14 protein-coding genes and 1 pseudogene are annotated in these 17,431 nt (G+C 66.6%); 6 read left to right on the plus strand and 9 right to left on the minus strand.

All coding sequences use genetic code 11. From position 1 onward, the window contains the following. Positions 1–32 precede the first annotated feature (32 nt). Positions 33–734, minus strand: coding sequence for a DnaJ domain-containing protein (locus tag MZV50_RS06285; RefSeq protein WP_252633561.1), 702 nt, complete (start codon positions 732–734; stop codon positions 33–35). Positions 735–783: 49 nt separating this feature from the next. Beyond that, entirely contained in the window at positions 784–1,128 is a 345-nt protein-coding gene (locus MZV50_RS06290) for a hypothetical protein (RefSeq protein WP_252633562.1), read from the minus strand. Between the two features lie 92 nt (positions 1,129–1,220). Here MZV50_RS06290 and pdxH point away from each other — a divergent pair, with 92 nt between their 5' ends. Then, on the plus strand, positions 1,221–1,886 hold the full coding sequence (pdxH, locus tag MZV50_RS06295; protein ID WP_252635193.1) for a pyridoxamine 5'-phosphate oxidase: 666 nt from the start codon (positions 1,221–1,223) through the stop codon (positions 1,884–1,886). 9 nt (positions 1,887–1,895) lie between these two features. Here the strand turns inward: pdxH and MZV50_RS06300 are convergent, their stop codons facing one another. Next, a complete protein-coding gene (locus tag MZV50_RS06300) occupies positions 1,896–2,357 on the minus strand; it encodes a hypothetical protein (protein ID WP_252633563.1) in 462 nt (153 codons plus the stop codon). A 126-nt stretch (positions 2,358–2,483) separates the two neighbouring features. Beyond that, the gene (locus MZV50_RS06305) at positions 2,484–3,170 is read right to left on the minus strand and encodes a LuxR C-terminal-related transcriptional regulator (RefSeq protein WP_252633564.1); all 687 of its coding nucleotides are present in this window, start codon (positions 3,168–3,170) and stop codon (positions 2,484–2,486) included. Between the two features lie 164 nt (positions 3,171–3,334). Between MZV50_RS06305 and MZV50_RS06310 the strand changes: the two genes are divergently transcribed. Next, complete coding sequence (locus MZV50_RS06310; RefSeq protein WP_252633565.1) at positions 3,335–4,030, plus strand: alpha/beta fold hydrolase; 696 nt, start codon at positions 3,335–3,337, stop codon at positions 4,028–4,030. Between the two features lie 337 nt (positions 4,031–4,367). Here the strand turns inward: MZV50_RS06310 and MZV50_RS06315 are convergent, their stop codons facing one another. Next, a complete protein-coding gene (locus MZV50_RS06315; protein ID WP_252633566.1) occupies positions 4,368–5,393 on the minus strand; it encodes an IS110 family transposase in 1,026 nt (341 codons plus the stop codon). Between the two features lie 117 nt (positions 5,394–5,510). Beyond that, positions 5,511–6,131: a TetR/AcrR family transcriptional regulator gene (locus tag MZV50_RS06320; protein ID WP_252633567.1), complete on the minus strand. Its 621-nt coding sequence runs from the start codon at positions 6,129–6,131 to the stop codon at positions 5,511–5,513. Between the two features lie 158 nt (positions 6,132–6,289). Between MZV50_RS06320 and MZV50_RS06325 the strand changes: the two genes are divergently transcribed. After that, on the plus strand, positions 6,290–7,789 hold the full coding sequence (locus MZV50_RS06325) for a bifunctional aminoglycoside phosphotransferase/ATP-binding protein (RefSeq protein ID WP_252633568.1): 1,500 nt from the start codon (positions 6,290–6,292) through the stop codon (positions 7,787–7,789). Positions 7,790–8,001: 212 nt separating this feature from the next. On the opposite strand, the gene MZV50_RS06330 is transcribed toward MZV50_RS06325, so the two are convergent. Continuing rightward, entirely contained in the window at positions 8,002–9,747 is a 1,746-nt protein-coding gene (locus MZV50_RS06330; RefSeq protein ID WP_354668945.1) for a hybrid sensor histidine kinase/response regulator, read from the minus strand. Between the two features lie 232 nt (positions 9,748–9,979). Between MZV50_RS06330 and MZV50_RS06335 the strand changes: the two are divergent. After that, a pseudogene (locus MZV50_RS06335) lies at positions 9,980–11,659 on the plus strand (long-chain-fatty-acid--CoA ligase); the annotation flags it as partial. Positions 11,660–11,900: 241 nt separating this feature from the next. On the opposite strand, the gene MZV50_RS06340 reads toward MZV50_RS06335, so the two are convergent. Next, positions 11,901–12,806 (minus strand): MBL fold metallo-hydrolase, encoded by a 906-nt coding sequence (locus MZV50_RS06340; RefSeq protein WP_252633570.1) that lies wholly within the window; start codon positions 12,804–12,806, stop codon positions 11,901–11,903. 72 nt (positions 12,807–12,878) lie between these two features. Between MZV50_RS06340 and MZV50_RS06345 the strand changes: the two genes are divergently transcribed. Then, on the plus strand, positions 12,879–13,037 hold the full coding sequence (locus tag MZV50_RS06345) for a hypothetical protein (protein WP_252633571.1): 159 nt from the start codon (positions 12,879–12,881) through the stop codon (positions 13,035–13,037). Here the strand turns inward: MZV50_RS06345 and MZV50_RS06350 are convergent. Further along, complete coding sequence (locus tag MZV50_RS06350) at positions 13,034–13,441, minus strand: TIGR01244 family sulfur transferase (protein WP_252633572.1); 408 nt, start codon at positions 13,439–13,441, stop codon at positions 13,034–13,036. The genes MZV50_RS06345 and MZV50_RS06350 overlap by 4 nt on opposite strands. Before the next feature lie 605 nt (positions 13,442–14,046). Between MZV50_RS06350 and MZV50_RS06355 the strand changes: the two genes are divergently transcribed. Further along, complete coding sequence (locus MZV50_RS06355) at positions 14,047–17,229, plus strand: TonB-dependent receptor (protein WP_252633573.1); 3,183 nt, start codon at positions 14,047–14,049, stop codon at positions 17,227–17,229. The last annotated feature ends 202 nt before the right edge of the window (positions 17,230–17,431 follow it).

The raw sequence follows: 17,431 nt of genomic DNA on the forward strand, positions 1-17,431 counted from the left end.
GTAATGAGTATCTTCCGAATGGGGAGAGGATTTCAGGCCGCCCAGGCGGCCGCGAAACGCTTCAGCAGGGACCGCGCCGGGCTCTCGGCGCCGGCCTCGGCGGCTTCCAGGCGCAGGAACAGGTCGCCGGCCTTGTGCGTGGCGCGAGCGGGCAGGCCCTGGCCAGGCAGGCGGACCAGACCGCGGGCGGCGGCCTTGGTCGAGATCCAGGCGGGACGACGGCCCAGCGGGGTGTCGGCTTCGACGCGGCCGCCTTCGGCCAGCACGCGCGGATCGACCCTGCCGGTCAGCCACAGGTCGTCGCCGCGCACCAGCACCCCGTCCTGAGGGCGATGCCGGACTTCGAAGGTCACGCCCTCGACGCGGACCTTGTCGCCCTCGCGCAGGCCGGCCGGCAGCTTCAGCCGCAGGCGGCGGCCGTCGATGGCCAGCTCCTCGGCCCCGCCGGAAATGGCGACGGCGATGTCGATCTCCAGGAGCACGCGATCGGCGATCGGCGCGGCCGAGGCCACGACCGGCGGAAAGGTCGCCGGCTGGTACGGATGCTCTTGCAGCAGGCGATAGGCGGCCAGCACGTCGCGGAACAGGGCCGCGTCGCCGGTCGGGCGATCGGGGTGCGCGCGCTTGGCGGCCTCGCGATAGGCCTTGCGCAACTCGCGCTCGCCCGCGTCGGCGGCCACGCCCAGCAGGGCGCGGGCGGCCGAAAGCGTCAAGGCGGCGGCACGGGCGGTCATGGCCGGACCCTGACGCCGCGATGGTCAACGAGGCGTTAAGTTAAGACTTTCAGGGATGCAGCAGCAGCGCGGGGACCAGAACGGCGGCCACGGCCGCGACGATCAGCATCATGCCGAAAACGCCCGGGGCTCCCGGCGCCGTCCAAAGATCCGCCGAGGGCTCGGCCTCCGGGCCCAGTTCGGCGAGCTGCGCGCGGGTCTTCTTCAGGCGACGCCAGGACATCACGAATATCGGCGCCAGAAATAGAACGGTAAGGAGCGCACCGATCAGAACGCCTGCAGGCGTTTTCGCCGCATGGGGGCGGACGAGGTCCAGCCAGACGGCGCCGGCAAGAATGAAGATCGCCAAGGCCAGTTCCAGTCGGGCGACGCCGAGGCGGGTCTTCAACTTCATGGATCAAGCCCCCACGTCATCACCTTCAGATTGCGTCAGGCGTGACCGTCGTCAAGGTGGCTCACCGCGCATCGTGGGCCTATATCAGCGTCATGAGCGACCAGACCCTGATCCCCGCCTCGCCCAGCGAGGACGACTATGTCCGCCAGGTGACCGAGGCGGTCCCGCCGGCCCTGTTGTCGGAAGCGGATCCGTTCGCCCTGTTCGCCGAGTGGCTGGAGGAGGCGGGCAAGAAGGAGCCCAACGACCCCAACGCCATGGCCGTCTCGACCGTCGACGCCGACGGCATGCCCGATTCGCGCATGGTGCTGCTGAAGGACTTCGATCCGCGCGGCTTCGTCTTCTACACCAACACGCACAGCGCCAAGGGCCGCGAGCTGGAGGGCCAACCCAAGGCCGCCCTGCTGTTCCACTGGAAGTCGCTGCGCCGCCAGGTGCGGATCCGGGGCGTGGTCGAGCCGGTCAGCGAGGCCGAGGCCGACGCCTATTTCGCCAGCCGCGCCCGCCACAGCCAGTTGGGCGCCTGGGCCAGCGACCAGTCGCGCCCGCTGCCCGACCGCCTGGCCCTGGAGAAGCGGGTCGCCGAGATGGGCTTGAAGTTCGGCCTCTCCAAGGTGCCCCGCCCACCGCACTGGTCGGGCTATCGCATCGTCCCCGTCACGATCGAATTCTGGCGCGACCGCCCGTTCCGCCTGCACGAGCGCCTGGTCTTCGACCGGGTGGGGCAGGGCTGGACGACGAAGCGACTGTTTCCGTAAGGGGCGGCCTCACTCCCAGGAAAACCTCGTTCGCAGCGCGCAGCCCGAAGGATCCTGGCCCTCTTCGAAAAGCCGCACCCGGCTGATGGCTTTCAACTGGTGCGCGTTCAACGGCTTGTCCGAGCTGAAATACGCAGCGCCATGACCGCCATTCCAGATGGCGACCTCATAACGATCGCCCTTTCGACGTTGTGCAAACCTCGCCGGCTTCGTGCCGTTTTGAGCCTCGACCATCCGACCTTTCGGCCGGCTGGCCCAACCTATGCCGCGCACATCCAGCGACCCGAATGGCCCTTCCCAAAGGAAGGTCCCGCTATGGAAGCCACCCTCAAGGGTCGTGACTTTTTCGCCGGGCAATAGATCGATTATCGGCGCGTAACCGCAGAAGCGGCCGGCGCCCTCCAACTCGGCGGCTTCCGCGAGAAGAGGCAGCCCCGCGGCGAGGACCGCCGCCACGATCAGCTTTCTCATGATGGAATCCTAAGCCGCGACGCCATGAAACTTAAGTTGCCGAGGGTCCGCTCACGACCCGTTACGGAACTTCAGCTTCGGCATCCGGCCTTTGAGCGCCTGGCTACTTCGTCTGGTCGATAGTGCTTAGAGGGACGTCAGGCCAAGGCGGGTCGCCATGCTGACAAGTTCAGCGAACGACCTCGCTCCCATCTTGCGCATCAGTCGCCGCCTGTGGACCTTGACCGTGATCTCGCTGATGCCCAGGTCGCCGGCGACTTGCTTGTTCAGGCGGCCCGAGATGATAAGCGTCAGCACCTCGCGCTCCCGGCGGCTCAAGCGGCCGAGGGCGGCATAAAGGTTGCGCCAACTGGAGAGATCGCGAAGCTGCAAGCCGCTGCGTTCCATGATCTCGCGCAGCGCTTGCTCGGCCTGTTTCTGATCGTTGATGTCCACCATCAGATTGTACCAGCGGACGATCCTGCCGCTGGCATCCCTGAGCGGGGCGCCCCTCGTCTGAAGCCATCGGTAATCGCCGTCACGATGGCGGGCCCGAACCTCAAATTCAAAGGGAGCGCCGCTCACGATTGCGGCGTTGAAGCATTCCACGGCGAGCGGCCTATCTTGCGGATGCGTCAGACCACCCAGACCCCAATGCCGTAATGCGTCATGCTGTTTGTTGAAGAATTCGAAGACCGGCTTGTTGGCGAACTCAAGATCGCCGGAAGCCGAGAAGACGGCGATCAGGCCCGGGACGCTGTCAAACGGCTCTGGCGATTCCCCGGAGACTAGTCGCCCGACTTCTGGACTCGTGGGCGTGAAGATTGCTGTCATTCGCCGGCGACTCCCAGGCTTCGCGCAAAAGCTGCGTCGGACAGGGCGCCGTCTTGCGGAGGCGATAGCGTTCAGAAGGCGGCTATTACACCTTAGTATCAATTGCGACCGACGCCAGGAGATGACCGACTTGCCGGTATCTCATGATCAAAAAGGAGGCGTCGATGTCCGGCAAACCCAGTATCGTTTTCGCACATGGCCTGTGGGCGGATGGCTCGTGCTTCAGCGGTGTTATCGAGCCGCTCATCGCCGACGGCTACGAAGTCATCTCAACGCAGAACCACCTGAACACCGTTGCCGATGACGCGGCGTCCGTGCGGTTGTCCCTGGGGCGAGCAAGCGGCCCCGTCGTCCTGGTCGGCCACTCCTACGGCGGTTCCGTCATCACCGCCGGCGGCGCGGATGACCGCGTCAAGGCGCTTGTATACATTTGCGCGTTCGCACCGGAAGACGGGGCTGCAACTCAGGACGATCAAGGCAAGTTCCCGCAAACGCCGATCTTTCAGCATGTCGAAGCCGCTGACGGCAGGCTCTATCTTCGCCGCTCAGGCATCCCCGAATTTGCCGGCGACTTGCCGGAGGCCGGGCAGAGCCTGATCTGGTCTACGCAGATGGGACCGCTCGCCGACCTCTTCACTCAGCCGGTCTGGGGCGCGGCCTGGAAGACGAGGCCGACCTACTACATCGTTGGCACGGAGGATCGGACGATCCAACCCGACCTTCAAAGGTTTCTCGCCAAGCGCATGAACGCGGAGGTGACTGAACTGGCTTCGAGCCACGTGCCGATGCTGTCGCAGTCGAGACGAGTCTACGAGGTCATCCGTAGCGCGGCGGACGCCGTGCAGCAGTCGCTATCCTGACCTCTGGTGTACGTGAGCGCGATGTGGCGGACGGCGGGTCCGCGCGGCGGCCGCTCTTGGCCAACTCAAGGTCCGCTCACCATCTGTGGACGCCCCCTTCAGCGCAAGACGGATTTCGAAGCTCTGACGCTTGATCGGATGCTGCCATCTGTCCGGCCTGTTGTGCACCCGAGAGCGCTGGCCCGTATGGAAGTTCGCGGATCAGGTCCAAATCACCCATAGCGTGCTCAAGGAAGGCACGGTGGTAAGCCCTGGTTTTCCTGATCCCGTCTCACCGACTGTGCGCCATACCCTCCGTCGTCCGACTACGCTTCGACGCCTCTGGAGCCGGCGGCCGTCAGGCCGCCAGCGCCGGAGCCCTGTAGACGCCGCCCCTGGCCAGCAGCGCCCAAATGATCCTTGGGGTCTTGTTGGCCAAGGCTACGGCCACGAGCATCCGCGGCTTGCGGGCCAGCATCTGCGCCAGCCACGATCCGGGCGGCGCGCCGCGGATCAGGGCCTGCTTGATCACCGCGCTGGCGCCGATCACCAGCAATCGCCGCAAGGTTCGCTCGCCGGCCTTGGTGATCTGGCCCAGCTTCTGCTTGCCGCCGCTGGATCGTTGCACCGGCGTGAGGCCCAGCCAGGCCGAGAAGTCGCGTCCGCAGCGGAAGGCCTCAGATCCCGGCGCCAGGGCCACCATGGCCGAGGCCGTAACGGGTCCGATACCTGGGATCGTCATTAGCCGGCGCGCGACAGGGTCTTCCTTGGCGCGCCGGGCGATCTCGGCATCGAGGCTGGCGATCTCCGTCTGCAGCGCATCCAGCATCCGCACCATCACCTGCAGGCTGACGCGCGCGGCCGGCGGAAGCTGGCTTTGCGGATCCTCGATCTCGGCGACCAGGCGCTCGACGTACATCACGCCCTTGGGCGCGACGTAGCCGAACTCAGCCAAGTGGCCGCGCAGGCCGTTCATGATCTGGGTGCGCTGGCGCACCAGCAGATCCCGGGCCCGGAACACCACGCCGCTGGCCTGCTGCTCGCGGCTCTTCACGGGCACGAAGCGCATCGTGGGCCGCTGGGCGGCCTCGCAGATCGCCTCGGCATCGGCTTCGTCGTTCTTCTGCCGCTTCACGAACGGCTTCACGTAGGCGGGCGGGATCAGTTTGACCGTGTGGCCCAGCGCTTCCAGCTCGCGCCCCCAGTGATGAGCGCCCGCGCATGCCTCCATGGCCACAATGCAGCGCGGCTGACCGGCGAAGAACGCCAGCAGCCGGCCCCGACCAAGCTTCTTGCGGAACATAACCGAGCCGGCGGCATCGGCTCCGTGGGCCTGGAACACTGACTTGGCGATATCCAGCCCGATGATGGTAATCTCGCCCATGGGCGCCTCCCTCGAGTGAAGCTCAACACCTCACTCTGGCACGTAGATGCCGTCGGGGGGCGTCCACCCCATCACCCACTCGAGACCTTCCACACGTTCGCTTCCGAGGCGGTCCGCCTACTTCACCCCGTACCGCGCCAGGAAGGTCTCTACCGCGTCCTCGGCGATCGCCTTGATCGGGCGTCTCGGCTGAACCTCGTCGCCGGCCGAAAGGCCCAGGACCAGGGTCACGTGGTCCAGCATGCCCATCAGCTGGCCGGCGGCCCACGAGGGCTTGTCGACCTTCAGTTCGCCGGAACGGATCAGGTCGTTGATCACCGCGATCGCCGCGCCGCCCAACTCGTCGCGGGCGCTCTGCAGGAAATATTCGGCCACGTCCTCGAACCGGCGACGCTCGGCCGTGACGATGCGGAACATGGCCCGGGTGTCCGGACGCGAGAAGAAGGCGGCGTAGGCGCAGGCCAGGGCGGTCAGGCGGACGCGGGCGTCGCCCTTGACGCGCACGGCCTCGCGAACCGGGGCGGCGATGCCGCTGACTGTCTCCATGACGATGGCCTTGAAGAGGTCGGCCTTGCTGGGGAAGTAGGCGTAGAGGGTGGCCGTCGAGACCCCGGCCGCGCGGGCCACCACCTCCATGCCGGCGTCCGCGTAGCCTTGGCGAAGAAACAGGCTCCTGGCGGAGCCGAGGATCTCCTCGCGCTTGTGACCCGACCGTTTCAGACCCGCGCCGACAAGCATTTGAACACTCGCACTGGATTGGCTTTGATACAATCTAGCCGCGAAAACGGGGCCTAAGCAAGGCTGGGATGAAAGGTGGCGTGGGAGGACTCTCGCGCGCGTTTCGGCTATGCAGCCCCCGCGCCGGATTTCGTGCGCGGACAGATGGGATTTTCGGCGTGATCAAGGACGCGGAAGCCGCGCGCGAACAGGAAGTGGCCGCCTGGTTCGAAGGACGGGCGGAAAGCACGATCGAGACCTCGTGCGCCCGGGTGTTCCTGATCGGCGGCTCGGCCTTCAAGGTGAAGCGTCCGGTCGACTTCGGGTTTCTGGATTATTCGACGCTGGAACTGCGCCGCTGGGCGCTGGAGCGCGAACTGACCTTCAACCGCGCGGCCGCGCCGGACATCTATCGCGAGGTGCGTCGTCTGACGCGCACGGCCGACGAGGGCCTCGAGATCGACGGCCAGGGCGAGATCGTCGAGTACCTTCTGGAAATGCGCCGCTTCGACCAGAACGGGGTTCTGGCCACCCAGCCGTGGGCGATCGACGACGCGCTGGAGGATTCGCTGGGCCGCACGGTGGCCCGCTTCCACACCGGGGCGACCCTGCGTCCGCAGGGCGGCGGCGTTTCGGCCCTGGGCTATACGATCGCGTCCAACGCCAACCTGCTGCGCGGCCTGGCGCCGCGCCTGGGCCGGCAGGCGGTCGAGCGCCTGGTCCATGAGACCGACATCGCGCTGGAGCGCCTGGGCCCGCTGCTGGACGGCCGGGCCAAGGCCGGTTTCGCCCGCCACTGTCACGGCGACCTGCATCTGGGGAACATCCTGATCGAGGACGGCCAGCCGATCCTGTTCGACTGCATCGAGTTCAACGACACCCTGTCGGACATCGACGTGCAGTACGACCTGGCCTTCCTGCTGATGGACCTGGACTTCCGCCGTCGCCGCGACGCCGCCGGCCGGGTGCTGAACGCCTATCTGGACGAGGCCGCCCGCACGTTCGGCGAGGGGCTGTGGACGGGTCTGGCGGCCCTGCCGCTAATGCTCAGCGTCCGCGCCGCCGTGCGCACCCACGTCTGGGCCTATACAGGCGACGACGAGGCCGCGCGGGCCTATCTGCAGACCGCCCTGGAACACCTGGCCCCGAGGCCGGTCAGCCTGGTGGCGGCCGGCGGCCTGTCGGGCTCGGGCAAGTCGACCTTCTCGCGCGTCTGCGCCCCCGGCCTGGGTTCGGCCCCCGGCGCGGTGGTCCTGCGCACCGACGAGATCCGCAAGCGCCTGTGGGGGGTGCCGTCCCTCCAGCGCCTGCCGCGCGAGGCCTATACGCCGGAGATGAGCGCGAAGGTCTACGACCAGCTGTTCCACGACGCCGAGCTGTGCCTGAAGGCCCGGCGCTCGGTGGTGCTGGACGCGGTGTTCCTGAAGCCCGAGGAGCGGGCCCGCGCCGAGGCCCTGGCCAAAAGCTGCGACGTCGCCTTCCTCGGCGTCTGGCTGGAAGCCCCGCCGGAGGTGCTGCGCGAGCGCGTGGCGGCCCGCGTCAACGACGCCTCGGACGCCGACGTGGCCGTGCTGGAAAGCCAGCTGGCCCGCGACACGGGCGAGATCACCTGGCGAAAGGTCGACACGGTCAGCGCCTTCGAGGACGAAGCGCGGGCCCTGGCCGAGGCGATGGGGTAGGGATCCAAGCATGGTGCAGAGCAGCTAATATTTTGCCTTCCTGGGCCTTGTGCCCAGGACCCAGGCCCGAGGCGACTATGCGCGTCGGCATTCACGCGGCGGTCGGTCCGAGACCTGTCCAATACTCAGCTGTTCCTGAACCCTGGGTCCTGGGCACAAGGCCCAGGAAGGCGAGATTTAAAGCTCAAGCGTCGAGCTAATGTCGATCTACCTCACGCCGCCTGCCGCTCGGGCGGATCGGGGTTCACCGCGCGGAGGATGGCGGTGATCAGGTCCGCCGGCCGGACCGGCTTGCCCAGATAGTCGTCGAAGCCCAGCCCCAGGAACCGCTCGCGGTCGCCGGCCATGGCCGAGGCGGTCAGGGCGATGACGGGCAGGCCGGGATCGCCGGCGCGGCCGGCGCGGATGGCCTCCAGGGCGGTGATGCCGTCCATCACCGGCATGTTGATGTCCATCAGCACGCAGTCGTAGTGCTCCTGGGACATCGCCTCCAGCGCCTCCTGGCCGTTCTCGACCACGGTCAGGGCCACGCCCGCCGGCTCCAGCATGGTGCGCACGACCAGCTGGTTGATCGCGTTGTCCTCGGCCATCAGCACGTGGATCCGGCCCAGGTCCTCGTCCTCGACCGCCGGTTCGGGGCGTTGCGCGACCGGCGGCTGGACCGCCGTCGCGCGGATGCTGAGCACGAAGCAGGCGCCGCCGCCGCTCCCCGCGCGCAGCACCAGGTCGCCGCCCAGCTGGCGGGCCAGGGATCTCGAGATGGCCAGGCCGAGGCCCGCGCCGCCATAGCCGCGCGAGATGGTTTCGTCGGCCTGGGTGAAGCTGTCGAACACCCGGTCGGCGGCCTCGGGCGGCACGCCAGGACCGGTGTCGCAGACGGTGAAGCGGATCAGCTGTTCCTCACCCGCCGGCTCGGCGCTGACCGAGACCCGTACATGGCCCCGGGCGGTGAACTTCACGGCGTTGGAGACCAGGTTGGTCAGCACCTGGCGGATGCGCAGGGGATCGGCGTGGACCCAGGCGGGAACCTCGATGTCGAAGCGGGCGAACAGCGACAGGCCCTTGGCCTCGGCCGCGTCGCGCCAGGCGGCGACCACGTCGGCGACGATCGCGCGGGGGTCGATGGCCTCGGGCGCCAGCTCGACCTTGCCGGCCTCGACCCGCGACAGGTCCAGCACGTCGTTGAGGAGCTGCATCAGACTGTCGCCCGACTTGATCATCAGCTCGACCTGCTGGCGCTGAGTGGCGTCCAGGTTCGAGCGTTCCAGGGCGTGGGCCATGCCCAGCAGGCCGTTCATCGGCGTGCGCAGCTCGTGGCTGGTGACGGCGATGAAGGTCGACTTGGCGCGGGCGGCCTCCAGGGCCCGCTCGCGTTCGTCGCGCAGGCCGCGGGTCAGCTCGTCCATGCGCCGGGCGGCGGCGCGGTTGCGCAGAGCCACGTTCAGGGTGACGCCGACCAGTAGCACCAGCGACCAGCGCGTGGCCTGGGTCACCGTGTCCGAGCCCGCCATGAAGAAGAACGGGAAGACGATCAGGCTCAGCATCGGCGCCAGGGCGCTGATGATCAGCAGGGCCAGGGGCTGGTGACGATACTGCTGGGTGAAGACCAACTGGCCGCACCAGATGGCCACGGCCGCGATCTTCAGCTTTTCCGGACCGTTCAACCATAGCAGGGCCGCCAGCGCCGCCCAGCTGCCGTTGACGGGGATGGCCGCCAGGATGAAGGCGGCGCGCTCGGAGCGCCGGCCCGGCCGTCCCTTGCCGAAGTTCCGCGTCGCCAGGAACGCCAGGCCTTCGGCGACCAGGAAACTGGCCAACCAGGCCAGGGCCGTCCGGTAGCCCAGGCCCAGGCCGACGATCGCCGCGCCCAGGCCGCCGGAGAACACGCGCGAGGGACCCAGTCGCCGGATATCCGCGGCGACCTCGTCCAGCCGCTCGTCCGCCAGTGTGTCGGCCACCCAGCCCAAGGATCGTCTCCAATCGACGAACCTTGTTCGTCCACGTTGAGACTATCCCCCGCGAACAACCAAGAGTCTCTTTACGCGACCTGCGACCGATCAGCGCGTGCGCCTCATAGAGGACTGAGTTCGCTGATCTCTCCCTGTCGCGAGCGCCACGCGTTGCGCGTCGCGTCGCGCGCCGATAGCCTTGCCTGAACAACGATAAGCAATACCGGGAGAGCACGTTCCGATGCAGGGACTGATGCAGCATGGGGCTCTGACCCTCGACAAGATCATCGACCACGCGGCGTCGTGGCACGGCGGCCGCGAGGTGGTCAGCCGGTCGGTCGAGGGGCCGATCGTGCGCACAACCTACACGCGGATCCACGACCGGGCCAAGCGGGTCTCCAACGCCCTGCTGGCCCTGGGAATCAAGCCGGGCGACCGCGTCGGGACCCTGGCCTGGAACACCGCCCGCCACATGGAGGCCTGGTATGGGATCATGGGTATCGGCGCCGTCTGCCACACCCTGAACCCGCGCCTGTTTCCCGAACAGATCGCTTGGATCGCGGACCACGCCGGCGACCGGATCATCTTCGCCGACCTGACCTTCCTGCCGATCCTGGCGGCGATCCTGCCGCGCTTGCCCCAGGTCGAGCACGTGGTGGTCTTCACCGATCGCGCCCATATGCCGGCCGATTTCGCCGTGGCCGGCGACGCGCCCGGCTTCAGGGGCTTGCTGGCCTACGAGGATCTGGTCGAGCAGCATCACGCCGACTGCGCCTGGGGCGGGTTCCACGAGGATACGGCCGCCGGTCTCTGCTACACCTCGGGCACGACTGGCGACCCCAAGGGGGTGCTGTACTCGCACCGCTCGAACTTCCTGCACACCCTGATCACCCTGCAGCCCGACGTGATGGGCCTGTCGCAGAAGGACGTGATCCTGCCGGTCGTGCCGATGTTCCACGCCAACGCCTGGGGCGTGGCGTTCTCGGCCCCTGGCACGGGCGCCAAGATGGTGATGCCGGGCGCCAAGATGGACGGCGCCTCGATCTTCGAGCTCTTGGACACCGAGGGCGTGACCTTCTCGGCCGCCGTGCCCACCGTCTGGCAGATGCTGCTGCAGCACCTGGAGGCCACGGGCGCCAAGCTGCCGCTGCTGAAGAAGGTGGTGATCGGCGGGGCGGCCTGTCCCGAGAGCATCATCCGCGCCTTCCACGACAAGTACGACGTCGAGGTGGTCCACGCCTGGGGCATGACCGAGACCTCGCCGGTCGGGACCCTGTCGGTGATGACCGACGCGCTGGAGCAACTGCCCTACGATGAGCAGATGCCCTATCGCCTCAAGCAGGGGCGCCCGCCGCTGGGCGTCGAGATCTGCCTGCGCGACGACGAGGGCCGGCCGCTGCCGCACGACGGCAAGGCCTTCGGCCACCTGAAGATCCGTGGGCCGATCATCGCCGCCGAGTACTTCCGGGGCGTGGGCGGTCAGATCCTGGACGACGAGGGCTTCTTCGACACCGGCGACGTGGCCACGATCGACGACCACGGCTTCATGCAGATCACCGACCGGGCCAAGGACGTCATCAAGTCGGGCGGCGAGTGGATCAGCACCATCGAGATCGAGAACATCGCCGTCGGCCACCCCAAGGCGGCCCTGGCGGCGGTCGTTGGCGCGGCGCATCCCAAGTGGGACGAGCGGCCGGTGCTGCTGGTCAAGCTGAAGCCGGGCGAGACGGCGGCCAAGCAGGACTTCATCGACTTCCTGCACGGCAAGATCGCCAAGTGGTGGATGCCTGACGACGTGCTGCTGGTCGACGACATCCCGCTGGGGGCGACCGGCAAGATCGACAAGAAGCTGATCCGCAAGCAGCTGGCCGACCAGGGCTATCAGCTGCCGGCCACGCCGCTGGCGGCGTCCAGTCCGGCCAAGGCGGGGTGAGGTTGGGGGCTGATCAGGAGCGCCAGCCGATCAGGCCCCTAAGCGCTCAATTCCCGTCTTCCTGGGCCTTGTGCCCAGGACCCATTGTTCAGGAACAGCTGCGTTAGGTGTCAGGTTTTCGGCCCGGCGCCGTGTGAATTCCAGGGCGCGGAGTGCGCCTTTGGCCTGGGTACTGGGCGCAGGGCCCAGGAAAGCCAGGATATTCGCACGGCGGGCCCGTGATCGCCCCCTAAGCCAGCCGATACGCCGTCTCCAAGCCCGGCGCGCCGTCCGCCACCACCCGGCCCTCGCGGACCAGCTGGATCATGTGGGCCAGCACCGAGTGGGCGGCGGCCGGGTGCAGCCGGGGATCCACCGCCGCGTAGAGGCTGGGGACCATGGCCTTGATGGTCGTCAGGCCCGCGTCCAGGGCGTCCAGGATCTGGGCCTCACGCGCCCGGCGGTGGGCGACATAGGCGTCGAGGAACGGGCCGACCTCGCGGACCGGCGCGCCGTGGGTCGGCCACAAGGCAGCGAAGCCGCGCGACCTGACTTTTTCCAGGCTGGCGAAATAGGCGCCCATGTCGCCGTCGGGTGGCGTGATTACCGTCGTCGACCAGCCCATGACATGGTCGCCCGAGAACAGGGCGTTCTCCTCGCGCAGCGCGAAGCAGACATGATTTGAGGTGTGACCGGGCGTGGTGATCGCCTCCAGCGTCCAGCCGGGACCGCTCAGCACGTCGCCGTCGGCCAGGGTCACGTCGGGCCGGAAGCGGTCGTCGGCGCCTTCTTCAAGACTTTTGGCCTCCAGCGCCGGCGCGTCGTCGGCGAAGGGCGAGGGCGCTGGCAGGCCATGGACTTTAGCCCCGAACGCCTCGGCCAGCGGGTGGGCGAGGGGCGAGTGGTCCAGGTGATGGTGGGTGACCAGCACGTGGGTCACCCGTTCGCCGGCCAGCGCCGCCTTCAGGGCCTCGAAGTGCTCGGGCAGGTCCGGGCCGGGATCGATCACCGCCACCTCGCCCCGGCCGACGATGTAGACGCCCGTGCCAGTATAGGTGAACGGCCCCGGATTGCGGGCGATGACGCGCCGGATCAGCGGCGAGACCGCGTCGCAACGGCCGTACTCGAACGCCAGCTCGCGCACGAAGGGAATCATCGAGGGCACTCCGTGGTGAACGCGGCGCCGGTCTTGCGCCTCGCCCCGCCAGTAACCCCGGGAAGGACGGTCATGGCGGCGGACGCGGCGATTTTTGTGTCAAAACGGCTCCAGCGCGCGGTCTTCGCCGTCCTGTGTATCATCCTGGCCCAGTTCGTCCTGGCCAGCTGCCAGGCCGAACCAACGCCGATGGCGGCCCGCGTATCGGCCGCCCACCCAGGGGGTTTCTAGCGCGGCAGCACGCCGGAAAGGTCATAGCCGGCCTGGAGGCCGTGGTTGACGAGGGTCTCGCGATCCTCGCCCGCCAACGTCCGGCCGATCGACCAGGTGACGATCGAGCGCGTGCCCGACCGACAGAAGGCCAGGACCGCTCCCTTCGCCGCCTCGACCGCCGCGCGCACCGCCTCGACCTGGTCCGGCGTCGGCCCACCGCGCACGGGCGCGTACAGATAGTCCAGACCCGCGGCCCGCGCCGCCGCCTCCATCGCCGCGCTGGACGGCTGATCGGGATCCTCGCCGTCGGGACGGTTGTTGATCACGAGCACGAATCCCTCGGCCGCGGCCCGGGCCATGTCAGCCTCGGCGACCTGCGGGCTGACGGAAAAGGAGTCGGTGACGCGCCGGAAGTCGCTCATGGATTCGCCGAAAACTGCACGCGGCGCACTCCGCCGCCCGACCGCATCTTCGCGGCCCGGGGGCGCCTAGGCAATGGTCAGTGGCGCCTCGGCGTCTGCACGCTCCGCGATCATTCGCGGGGATAATGTGCCACCAATCTGACACATACTAACGGATATTTACCCATAAATCGCACCGAAGGGGGATGATTTCCTCGGTGTCAAGGCTTGAGAGCCAAAAACACCGACGGAAATACTTCGAAAGGCGCCGCGCCGCGCCACCCTTGCCAAGCGGCGAAATAACCCACGAAAATCAAAGAGGTGGTCCACTTTTTCTCTGATTTTCAGGCGCTTAGGGCGCGACGTGGACCGCTGATCTCCCGAAAAGGGGCGGTGCTGTGGCGATTTTGCGACAGCGGTTAGCGATGTGGGTTACATTTTTGCAATGACAATTGACCCTTGGCGGTCACGGCCCCTAACGTCGTCCCAACCGGGGAAATGTTTCCGGGACACTAGTGATCTCGTGGCGCGAATAGGCGGTTTTCCGCTCCATGTCGGACAAAGTTTCTAGAGGGGGACTCGTCCGATTTGCCGCTCGCGTCATGCTCAGAGGGGATTTGAACAGCATGAATTCCACCAAAGGTAGCGCCCGCGCGCGTCTACTGACGACGACCCTGCTCGCCGGTCTGGCGGCGGTCGTCACGCCCGTCGCGATCGCGACGATGGCGGTCGTGGCTCCGACCGTGGCCAACGCTCAGGACTACAGCTCGGGCTCGCTGGTCGGCACCGTCCGTGACAGCGCGGGCGCGCCGGTCAGCGGCGCCGCCGTCGCCGTCAAGTCGCTGGATCAGGGCTTCACTCGCTCGGTGACCACCGACGCCACCGGCCAGTTCCGCATCCCCCTGATCCCGATCGGCGGCTATTCCGTCGCCATCAGCAAAGAAGGCTACCAGGCCACCAACGACGGCAACGTGCGCGTCGGCCTGGGCGGTTCGACGGCCTATTCGTTCACCTTGGCTAGCGCGGGTGAGTCTGTCAGCGAAGTGGTGATCACCGCCACCGCGAATCCGCAGCTCGACTTTGCGGCGACGACCAAGGGCCTGACCGTCGACATTGAAACCCTGACCAAGCAAGCGCCGATCGGCCGCTCGCTGACGGCGGTGGTTCAGCTGGCTCCGGGAGCCCTGCAAGGCAACGCCAGCGTGGTCTCGACCTCGCCCGCGACGCCTGACTTCAGCACTCAGCCTTCGATCGGCGGCTCTTCGATCGCTGAAAACGCCTTCTACGTTAACGGCCTCAATATCACGAACTTCAACACCTACGTGGGCGGCGCCGCCGTGCCGTTCGACTTCTATAAGTCGATCGAGGTGAAGACCGGCGGCTATCCCGCCGAGTTCGGTCGCGCCACTGGCGGTGTGATCAACGCCGTCACCAAGTCGGGCTCGAACGACTTCAAGGTCGCGTTGCATGGCAACTTCGAGCTGAACTCGCTGCGTGACCACTCGCCGGATACCTACGAGTACGCAAACCATCGCAGCGGCCGTCAGAACAACAGCGCCACCATTGAGGTGAGCGGGCCGATCATCGAGGATCACCTGTTTTTCTACGTGCTGAATCAGCAGCAAAAGGAAACGCTGAAGACGGCGCAGTCGACGAATGGCCAGTATGTGGTCGACACGACCAACGACCCGTTCTGGGGCGGCAAGCTGGACGGCTACATCACGGACAAGCAGCGCGTCGAACTTACCTATTTCGACACGACCCGCACCACGAACCGCAAAGCGTTCAGCTATAACTCCAGCACCGACACCATCGGCGCCGCCTTGCCGCCAACCACCTATCAACTGGGCGGGCAGAATTGGGTCGGCCGCTACACCGGCACCTTTACTGACTGGTTCACCCTGTCGGCGGCATACGGCAAGAGCAAGGATCGCACGAACACTCTGCCGGCCGACACCACGAGCCCGCGTGTTCGCTCGGACGTGAGCGCCACAAACCCGCTGGTCTCGGGTCCGACGCGGACGATCAGCAATCAGAAGTCGGCGTCTTACGCCACCTTGAGCACCGAGCGTGAATTCTATCGCATCGACGGTGATCTGTACTTCAATCTGATGGGGTCGCATCACGTCCGTACGGGTTACGACCACGAAAAGACGACGCTGAACCACGCCCAGACTTCTACGGGCGGCATCGGTTACTTCTACCACGTTGGCTCCGCCAGCGACGCGCGCGGTGTGGCTGCCGGCGTCCCCTATGTCGAGGTGTCGACGCAACGTCTGGGCGGCGCGCCTGTTCACGGCATCAATGCCGCCTACTATGTGCAGGATGCTTGGGACATTACGAAGGGTCTGACCCTCCAGCTGGGCATTCGCAATGACAAGTTCACCCTTGGAAACCTGGCCGGTGAAACGGTCCTGGATTTCAAGAACAACTGGGGGCCGCGGCTGGGCTTCACCTGGGACCCGGTCGGCGATGGGGCTAACAAGGTGTTCGGCTCTTATGGCCGTTACTTCATCCCGCCGGCGTCGAACCTGAGCTATCGCGGCGCCGACCTGGGCTACAGTGCGTTCTTCTACGCGCCGACGGCCGCCGGGTTTGCGATGAATCCGACGACGATGGCCCCGACGGCGCTCGGGACCCAGATCACGGCGACCACGAACCCGACCGGCACCTTCACCTACTGCCCGCTCAACAACCCGGTTGCTGGTTCGCCCGGCGTCAAGGGTTGCGCCGTGCCGTTCGGCGTCGGCGTGCCCGAGCCCGCTGCCTCCAAGACCGCTCAGGGCCTGAAGGCGACCTACGAAGACGAGTTCACCGTGGGTTATGAGCGCCGGTTCAACACGCTCTGGAAGGGCGGGGTCTCGCTGACCTACCGTGCGCTCCACCGCGTGTCGGAAGATATGACGCTCGATCCGTATATCCGTCAGTATTGCGCTTCTCGTCTGACGGGCGCTGCCCTCACCGCCTGTAATACGGTTTGGAACAACTCCTGGCAGTATATCGTCTTCAATCCTGGCGAAGATCTCACGATTAAGCTGCGCGCGCCGAACTCGGCCGTGCACTCGCCCGAGACGATTGCTGCCTTGAACGGCGCTCTGCCGGCCACGCTCACCTTCACCAAGCAGGAACTCGGTTTCCCGACCGTGAAGCGCGAGTACGTTGGCCTGGAGTTCAATTTTGAACGCGCGTTCGATGGCAAGTGGGGCCTGCAGGGGTCTTACGTGCTCTCCGAGTCGAAGGGTAACTACGAAGGCACGGTCCTATCGGACAACGCTCAGACGGACGCTGGCAGCACCATCCTGTTCGACTTCCAGCACTTGGCTGACTACCAGTATGGCCTGCTGCCGAACCATCGGGCTCACCAGTTCAAGCTGTTTGGTACGTATGCTCTGACCGACAACCTGATGCTCGGCGCCAACGGCACCTTGCTGTCGCCGCGTCACCAAGGCTGCTTGGGTCTGGCTCCGTACGAAGGTGACCCGTCGCAAGACTACGGCGCGTCGGCTCGCTACTGCGGTGGCAAGCCCGCTCCGCGCGGCAAGGGCCTGAAGACGGATTGGGTCAAGACCCTCGATCTGTCGCTGCGCTACACTCTGCCGGACAGCATCGTTCCGGCGAATGGCAACCTGGTCCTCCGAGCCGACGTGTTCAACATCTTCAACTCCAAGGCTGTTAACTCCCGTGAGGAAGCCGGCGAAACCGACAACGGCTCTCCCTACGTGGACGACAACGACAAGCCGCTGTGGGGTGCGCCGATCGCTTATCAAACCCCGCGCTACGTGCGTCTGGGCTTCGATCTGGCCTTCTAAGACGTGACACAACGGTTGTGAGAATGGCGGCGGGCTCCACAGGAGCCCGCCGTTTTCTTTTTGAGAGCGACGGTGCATGCTGAGGCGCGATCAAGCGCTTCGGCCTCTACGTGGTCGGTGTAAAGGCGCAACCTTCGCCGCCTTTTCGAGCGACAAGCTGGGCGTGGCCCCAGGCCATCGCGCGTGCCGCAGCGAACCCTTC

It is taken from the genome of Caulobacter segnis, from assembly GCF_023935105.1.
GTDB classification, from domain to species: Bacteria; Pseudomonadota; Alphaproteobacteria; order Caulobacterales; family Caulobacteraceae; genus Caulobacter; species Caulobacter segnis_B.

Bases quoted from the DNA above. Each gene is read 5' to 3' on its own strand.
- MZV50_RS06285 (WP_252633561.1), bottom strand. From the start codon at position 734: ATGACCGCCCGTGCCGCCGCCTTGACGCTTTCGGCCGCCCGCGCCCTG.
- MZV50_RS06290 (WP_252633562.1), bottom strand. From the start codon at position 1,128: ATGAAGTTGAAGACCCGCCTCGGCGTCGCCCGACTGGAACTGGCCTTG.
- pdxH (WP_252635193.1), top strand. From the start codon at position 1,221: ATGAGCGACCAGACCCTGATCCCCGCCTCGCCCAGCGAGGACGACTAT.
- MZV50_RS06300 (WP_252633563.1), bottom strand. From the start codon at position 2,357: ATGAGAAAGCTGATCGTGGCGGCGGTCCTCGCCGCGGGGCTGCCTCTT.
- MZV50_RS06305 (WP_252633564.1), bottom strand. From the start codon at position 3,170: ATGACAGCAATCTTCACGCCCACGAGTCCAGAAGTCGGGCGACTAGTC.
- MZV50_RS06310 (WP_252633565.1), top strand. From the start codon at position 3,335: ATGTCCGGCAAACCCAGTATCGTTTTCGCACATGGCCTGTGGGCGGAT.
- MZV50_RS06315 (WP_252633566.1), bottom strand. From the start codon at position 5,393: ATGGGCGAGATTACCATCATCGGGCTGGATATCGCCAAGTCAGTGTTC.
- MZV50_RS06320 (WP_252633567.1), bottom strand. From the start codon at position 6,131: ATGCTTGTCGGCGCGGGTCTGAAACGGTCGGGTCACAAGCGCGAGGAG.
- MZV50_RS06340 (WP_252633570.1), bottom strand. From the start codon at position 12,806: ATGATTCCCTTCGTGCGCGAGCTGGCGTTCGAGTACGGCCGTTGCGAC.
- MZV50_RS06345 (WP_252633571.1), top strand. From the start codon at position 12,879: ATGGCGGCGGACGCGGCGATTTTTGTGTCAAAACGGCTCCAGCGCGCG.
- MZV50_RS06350 (WP_252633572.1), bottom strand. From the start codon at position 13,441: ATGAGCGACTTCCGGCGCGTCACCGACTCCTTTTCCGTCAGCCCGCAG.
- MZV50_RS06355 (WP_252633573.1), top strand. From the start codon at position 14,047: ATGAATTCCACCAAAGGTAGCGCCCGCGCGCGTCTACTGACGACGACC.